We start from the raw sequence: 10,976 nt of genomic DNA, 5'->3' as shown, positions 1-10,976 counted from the left end.
GCAAAGGTCACCTTGCCCGTGTGAGGCGTGCTGATGACTATTTCGCGGTAGGGCGAAGCCTTTATTTCGTCCAGCAGTGCAGATATGTTTATCATGCTTGGGTCCGTTAACGTTATATATTGGCGACGCTCCGGCTGGTGGGGCTGCTGCCCCCGAACCTCCGGCGCATGGCGACCGGACTGTTCCCGGCCGCCGCGTCACTCGGAATACTTGTCGTTTTTCTACGCCGTGGCGCGCTATCTGTAATACAGGTTTCTGCCGCCAATGGTCAGCAGGGCCTGCTTGAGATTGGCGCGCACTTCCCTTCTGTCCCAGATGCCCTGGATGTGCCCGCGCGAAAGGGCGCGGTACGAACGGTGGTACTTGGGCGGGATGTCCATGCCCGTGGTTTCCTTGATAACGCCCGGCCCGGCAAAGCCGATGTTGGACGAGCGCACCGCGAACTGGTAGGGCGAGCAGCCGAGGAAGCTGGCCACAGGCCCGGCAAAGGAATTGGTGTCGTACAGCACCATATACAGGCCGCCGGATTCAATGTAACGGCGCACAGCCACGGTGCAGCGGGGCATCTGGATAACGCCGTGCGTACCTTCCTGAATGCGGATGCCCGCCGTGCCGTGCACATAGGCCAGGAAGGGATAACGCTTCTTGGCGGCGCGCTGGGCGGCTTCCACAAACTTGTAGCCCTCCGCCGCGCCCACGGAGCCGCCCCGGAAGGTGCCCATGAGCATGGCTACGACCATCTTGGTATTGTCTATGCGGGCTTCAAAGGTCATGCAGCCGCTCTTGGCCCCTGTTTTCTTCTGCGCGTCAAGAACGCGGTCGCCGAAGTTGGGGAAATCAAGGGGGTTGCCCGCTTCAATCTCGCTGTTGAATTCAAAGACCGAGCCGAGGTCAAAGACGTTCTTCACATACCATTCCGGCTCCATGGGAAAGTGGTAGCCGCAGTGGCTGCACACGCCCGCGAATTCGGCAAAGAGGTCAGGCCCCCACAGGTCAAGGCAGCCATAGGCGGCGCTGTTGGGGCAGGTGATGGCGCGGTCTGTCTTGTAGCGCGGCGAAATGTAGTTCCACCGGCTGCGGCGGCCGTCGTCCGACCACGTGGACAGGGCGGTCAGTTCCTTGACCTTGCTGCTTTCGGCCTTGGCGCTGGGCAACTTGCGGGTGAGCTTGTGCCAGGGGGCCAGCAGGCGGCTCTTGAATACTTCCCACTCGTTGTCGATTTCTTCCATAAAGGTGCGGATGCGCATCTGGTGCTTGCGGTAGAAATCGTACTTGAAGCTGACCCACGGCTTGGTGAGCCAGTCCCAGGTGGCAACGGCCATCTTGGTGAAGAAGGGACGCCTGTCGCGCGCTGCCTGACGCGAGAGCCGCAAGAACTTTTGCTGGCGGCGTTCGCGCAGCCTGTCCTTGGCGGCAGAGGTCAGGCCCCAGCGGGTGTACATTTCGTCCAGGTTGGCATCGGGCTTGCGCACGCGGGCCAGGGCCAGGCCCTTGAGGCCGGGCATGGTGCGCGTGGAGATTACGACCTCATCGGTGGCGCGCAGCACTTCCTGCCGCAGACTGCGGAAAAAGTCGAAGTGCCAGGGGCGCGCGCCCAGAGGCGGCTCCTGCACCACACGGTCGATGTAGCCGAACTTGAGGTTGTCCTGCGCAGTCATCTTGAGGTTAGTGGCGCAGCTTTCGATCAGCTCGGGCGTGGCGCGCTGGCCAGCCTTGATGCGGCCTTCAATGGCGGCGGCGCCCTCGGGCGAAATAACCGAATAGTAGCCGTGCGAGAGCATCAGGCGCTTGTCTGCAAGGCCGATGGCTTCCGCGCCGCCGGAGCCGCCTTCGGAAATAACGGCGATAACGGGCACGCGCAGGCCAGCCATGCTGTAGATGTTGCGGGCGATCTGCTGCGCCGCGCCGGGGTAATCCTCAATGGGATACGAGCCAGGCGTGAAGATGTAGGTGTGGACAGGTATCCCTTCGGTCTCGGCCACGCGCATGTACTGCTGCGCCTTGGCGTTGCCCCAGGGCTTGACCGAGCCGCCGTTGCGGAATTCCGCGCCGTGGCCCTTTTCCTGCCCGATAACCATGACGGACTGGGTGTATACCTTTTTGCCCCGGCGGCGGGTAATGACCGCACGGGCAATGAGCATGCTGGGGTCGAGGCTGTGCTCGTCCTGGCCACCCACTTCGGTGAAATTGTCGTAGACGTTTTCAAGTATGTCGCGCAGGCAGATACGCTGGGCGTGGCGCACAATGCGCACCTTGTCCATGGGCGTGATGCTGCCCTCAAGGCGGCGTTCCACATAGTTGAAAAGATCTTCTACCGTGGCAAGTTCGGCATAGGGATCTTCCACATTGCCGGAGCGGACGCGCGCGGTGAAGGCGGTCAGCTTTTCTTCAAGCAGGTCGGCGTTATCCTTGTGCTTGCCGGCGAATATGTCCACCAGATAGGTAAGTCTGTCGCGCAGACTCTGGATGCGTTTTTCGATGTTGTTGTCCATAGTATATTGGGGCCAGCTAGACTGGTTTTTTTAGGTAGGCGAAATCCCCGGAATCCCGGGCGGCCAATGGCTTGTCTGCCAGCATGCGTCCATACTGGGTGCGTAAAGTTTGCACCCCGGCCAGAGCGCAGGAGTTTCCGCAGTCTGCGGAAACCTGCGCCAGATGTGTGGACGGTGCCGTGCTCATGGGCTGGTCCCGTCAGAAGCGCAAAATGCGCTCTGTGTTGGCCGCAAGGAAGTTGACGTTGGACTTCAGCTCCTCGCCCGAGGCATTGTGGCCTTCCAGCCGCAGATCCCCAAGAAATTCAAGGCCGCGCGCCTTGGCTTCCTCAAGGTCTTTGCCCCAGATGATGGCAAGAGCCAGGTTGGGGTCAAACTCTGTGGGAATTTCGTAAGGCTCAGTTGTCGGGACATGGGTGAGCATGGTCAGCCAGGGCTGGTCTTTCCACGCAAATTTTTCAATGCGGCCCACCCAGGGGGTGAAGTTGCTGTCCGGATCTTCGGCGATCAGGCGGTATTCAATGCCGAGACCTTCAAAGGTGATGTCCGACTGCCCGTAGCCCAAAGGCTCGCCAAGGCCAATGCGGATCTGCTCGGCAATGAGGTCCACATCACCCTTGCCGTTCACCTTTGAAATGCGGGCGGACACGCCGTTTTCCACCTGAATGCGCGTGTTCACTTCCATCAGGAAAGGCTCGCCCTTGCGGGTCACAATCCATTCCCAGGTTCCTACGTTGTCGTAGCCCACCTTGCGGGCCATGGTGAGGGAGTAGTCAACAATATCGCGCAGCACCTTGCCCGCGTCGAAGGTGTACTTGAGTTCTTCGGGCGCAAAGCCCGGGGCGACCTCAATGCGCTTCTGGCGGCCAGTTGACTGGATGGAGCAGTTGCGGGTGCCGAAGTGTACGGGATTCTGCCCCGAACGGTCAGAAACCACCTGTACTTCAAGGTGGTTGAAGTCGGTGATGCGCTGCTCGATGAGCACGCCTTCATCCTTGAACTGGCGCAGGGCGTAGCTGCGGATGCGGCGGTAGACCGAGCGGAACTGATCCGGGTCGTACACTTCCTCAATGCCCATGCCGCCGCCGCCAGCGGAAGCCTTGACCAGCACCAGCGGGCGCGTGATGCCCTGCTGATCCTGAAACTCGAACACGCTCTTGGCGATGCGTTCGGCTTCCATCTCGTCATAGATGGGGCGGTCGGACCCGGGAACGGTGGGTACGCCCAGGCTGCGCGCCAGGCGCTTGGTGTTGATTTTGTCGCCCAGCTCGCGAATGATTTTCCACGAGGGGCCGATGAAGATAAGTTTCCGGTCGCGTTTGGTCACGCGGCGTGCAAAACGAAAATCCTCGGCAAAAAAACCGTAGCCGGGGTGAACTGCTGTGCAGCCCGCCTCGTCGGCCACGGCCATAAGCTCGTTGGCGTCATGGTAAGACGACACGCGGTACAGGCTTTTTTCTCCGCCTTGTTCGCGCGCCAGGCGCACATGGCCCGATGCCGCGTCCTCAGCCGTGAAGATGGCGGTAAAGGCCACTCCAAGCTTGCGGCAGGCGCGCATGATGCGCATGGCTATTTCGCCACGGTTGGCCACCAGAATTTTGTGCTTTTGCAGGGGAATGCTGTCCTGAGCTTTGTCCAAGCCTGTCTCCCTCATTGAATTGCGCTTTTTTGTGTTGGTTTATGCCCGGCATGGCCGCGATTGCCCATGAGGCGGCGCGGGCGTGTGCCGGAGTTTGGATTTGCATCGCGGGGTGTTACGGTTCTGTTTCGTTGCCCGCTCCCCCCTTGTGGGGTGTCGATTGGCGAGCTATACAGACTGTGCATCCGCACCTCTTACCCGCTTTTGGCGCGAAAATCCACTCGCGCAGGGGCTGTCCGGCACAAAAAGCCGCGCAGCGGCAAAGGAACGCGCGGCGCGGATTGCGGCCTGACAGCAGACCACTGAGCGTATTTTTCAGGAGAGGATTCTATGCAAAATTTTCAGGATGTCCAGCGCGCCGCAACGGCACTGCGTGACGCCATTCAGGCCGCGCAGGGGCCTCTGGCTTTGCCCTTGGGAGCGCGCAGGCTTGATCCCAAGGCCGCGCCCGATGCGGATGCACCTGTGGGCATTGTGCTGGGTACGGGGCTTTCTGCTCTGGCAGAAAAGCTGCAAGACCGTGTTGTTGTTCCCTATACCGACTTGCCGGGTTTTCCCGCTTCCAGCGTGGAAGGGCATGCGGGCGCATTTGTATGGGGCCGGTTTGCCGGAGCGTGTGGAGAGGATGACTCCATCGGGCGCTATGCGCTTATCCAGCAAGGGCGCTGCCATCTCTATGAAGGACGCACCCCGGCAGAGGTCTGCATGGGCGTACGGGTTATGGCGCTGATGGGCGTGAAAACGCTTGTTATCACCAATGCGGCGGGCGGCCTGAACCCGCAGTTCGACGCTGGCGGTATAATGTGCATGAGCGACATCATCAATCATACCGGGCATTCGCCCCTTACCGGAATCAATGTTGAGGAGTGGGGGCCGCGCTTCCCCGACATGTGCGCGCCTCTGGACGCGGATTTGCGGGCGATGGCCATGGAGACCGCGGCAAAAATGGGACTACGGCTTGAGCGCGGCGTATACATTGGCGTGCATGGGCCGGAAATGGAAACGCCCGCAGAAACACGCATGTACCGCCAGTGGGGCGCCGATGCCGTGGGCATGAGCACCGTGCTTGAGATCATTGCGGCACGTCATATGGGCATGCGTGTGCTTGGCCTTTCATGTTTGACCAATAAAAATTTACCTGACTGCATGACCCCGGCCCCCTTGGAAGAAATCCTCGCAGTGGCCGCTGTGGCGGGCAAAAATCTGGGTCGGCTCATCCGCGCCATGGTGACAAAACTCTGAAAAGTGCGTAAAAGCGCGGCCCGGACATCATTAAAGAACAAACAATACCGACTGCCGGTTTTTCCCCCTGCCTGCGTCGGCCGCACCCGGCGCTGAACTGGCGCAGCTTCGCTGCCAGTCGGAATCTCCCCCCGGCGGGGAACAAAACCGCACTACCTAGTGTTTTTTAAGGGCACAAAGCCATGCAGCACAATGAATCCCTTCGTAACGTCGCCATTATCGCCCACGTTGACCACGGCAAGACCACCCTTGTGGACGGTCTGTTCAAGCAGGGCGGCGTTTTTCGCGCCGACCAGCAGGTTGACGACCGCGTGATGGACAAAATGGATCTGGAACGCGAACGCGGCATCACCATTGCCGCCAAGAACTGCGCCGTCAACTGGAAAGGGGTCAAGATCAATATCATTGATACCCCTGGCCACGCCGACTTTGGCGGCGAAGTGGAGCGTTCGCTCTCCATGGCTACCGGCGCAATCCTGCTGGTGGACTCCTCTGAAGGGCCGCTGCCGCAAACGCGTTTTGTGTTGCGCAAAACCCTTGAGGCCGGTCTGCCCGTGGTTGTGGTCATCAACAAGATTGACCGCAAGGACGCCCGCCCCCAGGAAGTGCTCAACGAAATTTATGACCTGTTCATCGATCTGGACGCCAACGAGCACCAGCTTGAATTTCCCGTGCTGTACGCCATTGGGCGCGCTGGTGTGGCCATGAACAACATTGACGACGAGCAGAAGGATCTTTCGCCTCTGTTCGATGCCATTGTTAAGTACATCCCCGGCCCCAGCCATGACCCGGAGCAGCCCTTCCAGATGCTGGTGGCCGACCTCGACTATTCCGACTATCTGGGCCGTCTGGCCGTGGGCCGCATCATGCACGGCACGGTCTATGCCAAGGAATCCCTGGCTTGCATCGGCGAGGATGGTCAGGCCAAGCCCCTGCGCGCCACCAAGCTTCAGGTGTATGATGGATTGCAGGTGGTGGAAGTGGAAAAGGCCCTGCCCGGCGACATCGTGGTTCTGGCAGGTATCGAAGATGTGACCATCGGCGATACCATCTGCACCCGCGACAACCCCCGCGCCATGCCCCGCATCCGCGTGGACGAGCCCACCGTGGCCATGCGCTTTGGCATCAACAGCTCTCCCCTGGCCGGTCGCGAGGGCAAGATTGTGCAGAGCCGCGCCATCTATGACCGCCTGGTCAAGGAAACCCTGCGCAACGTGGCCGTGCGCGTGGAAAACACGGCAGACCGCGACGCCTTTCTGGTCAAGGGCCGTGGCGAATTTCAGATGGCCATCCTTATCGAAACCATGCGCCGCGAAGGGTTTGAACTTTCCGTCGGCCGCCCCGAAGTTATTCTGCGCAAGGACGAAAACGGCAAGGTCATCGAACCTATTGAACGTCTGTACGTTGACTGCGACGAAGTGTTCATGGGCGTGGTGACCGACAAGCTGGCCCAGCGCAAGGGCCGCATGCTCAACTGCGTCAACAACGGCACGGGCCGTGTACGCCTTGAATTCAGCGTGCCTTCGCGCGGCCTCATCGGCTACCGCGACGAGTTCCTCACCGATACCAAGGGTACCGGCATCATGAACTCCTACGTGGAAGGCTACGAAGAATGGCGCGGCGACTTCCCCACGCGTTACACGGGTTCCATCGTTGCCGACCGCGCTGGCGCTGGCGTGGCTTACGCCCTCTTTAACCTTGAGCCGCGCGGCGTTCTGTTTGTGGAACCCGGCGACCCGGTGTACGAGGGCATGATCGTGGGCGAGCACAACCGCGATAACGACATCGACGTTAACCCCACCAAGGAAAAGAAGCTCACCAACCTGCGCGCTTCGGGCAAGGATGAAAACGTCACCCTTACTCCGGTGAAAAAAATGACCCTTGAACACGCCCTGCACTTTGTGCGCGAAGATGAACTGGTGGAAGTCACGCCTCTTTCCATCCGTCTGCGCAAGGCCGAACTTTCGGCCATGAAGCGCTACCAGACCGCAGGCAAGCGCAAGAACAGCTAAAGCATCAGCATGACGAACGGCTTACTGCCGTTCATTCAGATAGTTCACCCCCGCAGGGCAAGGCCTTGCGGGGGTGTTGCTGTTTTCACCGCCCGGAGAGTTTTTTGTGGGAGGTCAGGTCTTTTTGCCATGATTGGCGATGCCCTTCAGGCAAATACCCTTAAGTTTTTATTATGCTATCGATAAGGACTGGTACGCCACGCTGTCCACAGTATAAATAATAATTTGATAATGTGTATTGGATACATGCTTAAACACAAAAATATGAAATGTATTTTACTGTCATGGATGATTAGTGTGCTAATAAGTTTGCAGTTTGTTGCCTATCATTTTTAATAAGGCAAATCTCTGGATGCGTAAAAATACCTCTTTTAAAAAAATCAGAGTATCATTGACTTTTTTGTGAATTTTTCACAGGTTCTTTGCCCCCCCCGCTTGAGTTTTGATATCGTTACTGTAATTTGCAAAGGATTATCAATAGTCCGTTTTTTGCTCTGCGTTGCGGCGCCAAGAGAAAATCGAGCGAGGTGATTGTGCGCGACCCCCATGCGTCCACGAAAGAGGCCGTAGAGCAGCTGATTCCCTTTATGCCTGATATCAGGCGATGCCACACGGTGTTTTCTCAACTGGAACGGCAATGGACGTGGATTGCCCTCACGGGCAAAATCAACTGCAACGCCATTGCCGCCACCCTCTTTGATTTCATCTTTAAGACCCGCGATACGTTTGGCCTGCTGCGGCAGGACATGACCAGCATGCTGGGCGAAAAGCTGCTTGAAAAAGCCGTGCGTGAAATGTCGCCCGTGGCCCAGGTGGTTATGGACATCATCAAGCGCAATCTTTATGAGCGCACTGCGGACGTGAGCTTTCTGGCAACAGACGGCGAGATTGTGGGCTTTTTGCAGAGCGGCGCATGCGACGTGCCCACGCTGCGCGCCCGGCTTGCTGCCTACCGCTCCAAATACAGCGTGTACCGCGATATTCTGGTGCTTGATCCTCAGGGCCGTGTGTGCGTGCAGCTTGATACCAAACGGCCTGTGAACGCCTCAAACGATCCGCTGGTCAGGCAGACGCTGGCCGCGCAGGAATTTGTGGAAACCTTTCGGCCCACAGATATCTCCCCCGATGGCCGGGCTGTTCTTGTATATTCCCACGCCATCCGGGCCGAAGGCATCGCCGAACCCCTGGGCGTGCTCTGCCTCGTCTTTGATATGGACGGTGAAACCGCAGACCTCTTTGCAGGCATGGCGCGCTTTGCGCAGGATATGGTCATTCTGCTGCTGGACGAAAAAGGCCAGGCCTTTGCCAGCAGCGATACCCGCATGGTTCCCACTGGGCGCACCTTTGCCCGCACCCAGGAGGACAGCTTTGCCGTGACCTCCCATGCCAGCAAGGCAACTCTGGCGGTCTCGCGCCCTTCAGAAGGCTATCAGGGCTATGAGGGGCAGGCATGGCAAACCCACGTACTGCGTAACGCGCAAAGCGCGTTTGCCAGCAAGGCGGCAGATGGGATTGATGTTGCCCTTGTGCGGCGGGAAGCGGGGTTTTCCGCCCAGTTGACCAGCATTGAAGAACAGGCTGGCGATGTTATGGGCGACCTGACGCTGGCGGCGCTCAACGGGCAGATAATGGCCGCCCGTCAGAGCGGCAACGCGCGGGAAGACGAGCGCCACGCCGCCCAGGCCCTGCCGCCCATATTGGATGCCGTGCGCAAAATGGGCATCGAGATGGAGCATGAGTTTCATTATTTCACCGATGGCCTTTTGAAAACAGTTACGGCTTCGCGTTTGAACGATGCCTCGTTTCTGGCCTCCATCACCGTGGAAATAATGGATCGCAATCTATACGAACGCGCCAACGACTGTCGCTGGTGGGCGCTGACCCCGGCTTTTCGCCGTATCCTTGCGCAGCCGTCCGTCAGCAGGGGCGACCTCTCACGGCTTGAGGATATTCTGGAGTACATCAACAGCTATTATACCGTGTACTCAAACCTGTTTCTCTACGATGCGCGGGGAACCATTGTGGCCTGCTCGCAGGCCGGGGAACGTGGCCTTTACGGGCAGCAGACAGGCGAGGAGTATGTACGCCGGACGTTGTCGCTCAAGGATTCGGACGATTTTTCCGTCTCGCCCTTTCGCGCTACTGAGCTGTATCACCCGAAAGGTGCGGCGCAGCCCACCTATGTGTACAGCGCCCCCGTGTTTGCACCCCAGGGGGGGCAAGCCGTTGGCGGCATAGGCATTGTTTTTGATTCCCTGCCGCAGTTTGCGGACATGCTGGGCGATACACTGCCCAAGAATGGGGACGGCGAAGTGATTGCCGGGGCCGCAAGCTTTTTTGCCGAAGCGGGCGGAACCCTTGTGGCTGCCAGCGAGGCCCACATGCACCCCGGTGAAAGTTGTGAGCTGCGGCCCCAGTGGGTGGCCCTTGGACAGGGCGAATGCACCTCGCAGCTCGAATCTGTAGATGGCGTGCTGTATGCCGTGGGTTGCGCGCGCTCGCGCGGTTACCGCGAATACAAGCGCGATGGGCGCTACATCAACGATGTGCTCTGCGTTGTGCGGCTGCCCATTTAGAGCAGTAACTCGTGAGTTCTATACAGCGCTAAAAGTTTTTTCTGCCAGCCAGACGCCAGAATTGCAAAAGCCCGCTGCCGCTCAAATGTCGAACGGCGGCGGGCTTTATGAGCATCAGAACTCTGGCGCAGGTCAGGCTATGTGCTGCACCTTGGCCCGGCAGGTGATGGCGGGGCCGTCAAGGGAACTCATGGCATCCAGCAGCAGTGTGCGGTAGGTGCCTGTGCCGCCGCCCACGGCCCCCATATTTTCTGCGGCAATTTCTCCGGCTACGCCCATGGAGCACATGGCGCACAGGCAGGCCTGCGGCAGCTCGGCCGGAGCAGCGCCCACGCAGCAGCCCACCACGGCGGCGGTCATACAGCCTGAGCCCGTGATGCGCGTCATGAGCGGGTCGCCGTTACTGACGGCCCAGGCCCCCTTGGGGTGGGCCACAATGTCGATGCGACCGCTGATGATGATAACCGCACCAGTGGCGGCGCACATGCTCATGGCCATGCGGGCTGATGCGGCAAGGTTGTCTTCTGAAACGAGCGTGCCTTCATCGGCGTCAACGCCGCGCGCGGTGGCCTTGTCGCCCGCCAGAAAACGGATTTCAGAACTGTTGCCCTTGATGGCGGCAAAGCGCACTTCCTGCATCAGGGTGCGCAGTGTTTCGTTGCGCAGGCTGGAAGCGCCCGCGCCCACAGGGTCGAGCACAACGGGAATGTTGAGGGCATTGGCGCGTTTGCCCGCCGCCAGCATGGACGCCGCCGTGCGGGTGTTGAGTGTGCCGATATTCAGAACCAGGGCCGAACTGAGGCCCACAATCTGCTCCACTTCCGCCGCATCATCAGCCATGATGGGCGATCCCCCCGCAGCCAGAATGATATTTGCGCAGTCATTGACTGTCACATAGTTTGTAATGCTGTGCACCACGGGGCTTTGGCGGCGCACCATGTCGAGAATTTCCCCAAAGCATTCCATGCTCTGTCTCCCCCGGCCAGACCGGAAGCAATAGTAAAAAAAGCGCAGG

General features: G+C 59.3%; 7 protein-coding genes and 1 pseudogene. 3 read left to right on the top strand and 5 right to left on the bottom strand.

Going from position 1 to position 10,976, the window contains the following annotated elements:
- From VEZ52_RS03990 to VEZ52_RS03975, 4 genes and pseudogenes are all read right to left on the bottom strand, one after another.
- A pseudogene (locus VEZ52_RS03990) lies at nucleotides 1–95 on the bottom strand (biotin attachment protein); the annotation flags it as partial.
- Between the two features lie 141 nt (nucleotides 96–236).
- Nucleotides 237–2,492, bottom strand: coding sequence for an acetyl-CoA carboxylase carboxyl transferase subunit alpha/beta (locus VEZ52_RS03985; protein ID WP_324835637.1), 2,256 nt, complete (start codon nucleotides 2,490–2,492; stop codon nucleotides 237–239).
- 16 nt (nucleotides 2,493–2,508) lie between these two features.
- Nucleotides 2,509–2,679, bottom strand: a complete 171-nt coding sequence (locus tag VEZ52_RS03980; protein ID WP_324835636.1) for a hypothetical protein — start codon at nucleotides 2,677–2,679, stop codon at nucleotides 2,509–2,511.
- 12 nt (nucleotides 2,680–2,691) lie between these two features.
- Nucleotides 2,692–4,146: a biotin carboxylase N-terminal domain-containing protein gene (locus tag VEZ52_RS03975; RefSeq protein WP_324835635.1), complete on the bottom strand. Its 1,455-nt coding sequence runs from the start codon at nucleotides 4,144–4,146 to the stop codon at nucleotides 2,692–2,694.
- Nucleotides 4,147–4,461: 315 nt separating this feature from the next.
- Between VEZ52_RS03975 and VEZ52_RS03970 the strand changes: the two genes are divergently transcribed.
- From VEZ52_RS03970 to VEZ52_RS03960, 3 genes are all read left to right on the top strand, one after another.
- Entirely contained in the window at nucleotides 4,462–5,373 is a 912-nt protein-coding gene (locus VEZ52_RS03970) for a purine-nucleoside phosphorylase (protein WP_324835634.1), read from the top strand.
- Nucleotides 5,374–5,555: 182 nt separating this feature from the next.
- Nucleotides 5,556–7,385, top strand: coding sequence for a translational GTPase TypA (typA, locus tag VEZ52_RS03965; RefSeq protein WP_324835633.1), 1,830 nt, complete (start codon nucleotides 5,556–5,558; stop codon nucleotides 7,383–7,385).
- 587 nt (nucleotides 7,386–7,972) lie between these two features.
- A complete protein-coding gene (locus VEZ52_RS03960; RefSeq protein ID WP_324835632.1) occupies nucleotides 7,973–9,961 on the top strand; it encodes a chemotaxis protein CheW in 1,989 nt (662 codons plus the stop codon).
- A 132-nt stretch (nucleotides 9,962–10,093) separates the two neighbouring features.
- On the opposite strand, the gene thiM is transcribed toward VEZ52_RS03960, so the two are convergent.
- Nucleotides 10,094–10,976 (bottom strand): hydroxyethylthiazole kinase (gene thiM, locus VEZ52_RS03955; protein WP_324835631.1); only part of this gene is annotated, 883 nt, incomplete at its 5' end.

The sequence above is a fragment of the Desulfovibrio sp. genome, assembly GCF_035644575.1.
GTDB lineage: Bacteria > Desulfobacterota > Desulfovibrionia > Desulfovibrionales > Desulfovibrionaceae > Desulfovibrio.
The sequence above is the reverse complement of the archived record's forward strand: the minus strand, read 5'-3'. Positions and strand labels throughout refer to the sequence as shown.

Coding starts and splice junctions, on each gene's coding strand:
- VEZ52_RS03985 (WP_324835637.1), bottom strand. CDS start 2,492: ATGGACAACAACATCGAAAAACGCATCCAGAGTCTGCGCGACAGACTT.
- VEZ52_RS03980 (WP_324835636.1), bottom strand. CDS start 2,679: ATGAGCACGGCACCGTCCACACATCTGGCGCAGGTTTCCGCAGACTGC.
- VEZ52_RS03975 (WP_324835635.1), bottom strand. CDS start 4,146: ATGAGGGAGACAGGCTTGGACAAAGCTCAGGACAGCATTCCCCTGCAA.
- VEZ52_RS03970 (WP_324835634.1), top strand. CDS start 4,462: ATGCAAAATTTTCAGGATGTCCAGCGCGCCGCAACGGCACTGCGTGAC.
- typA (WP_324835633.1), top strand. CDS start 5,556: ATGCAGCACAATGAATCCCTTCGTAACGTCGCCATTATCGCCCACGTT.
- VEZ52_RS03960 (WP_324835632.1), top strand. CDS start 7,973: ATGCCTGATATCAGGCGATGCCACACGGTGTTTTCTCAACTGGAACGG.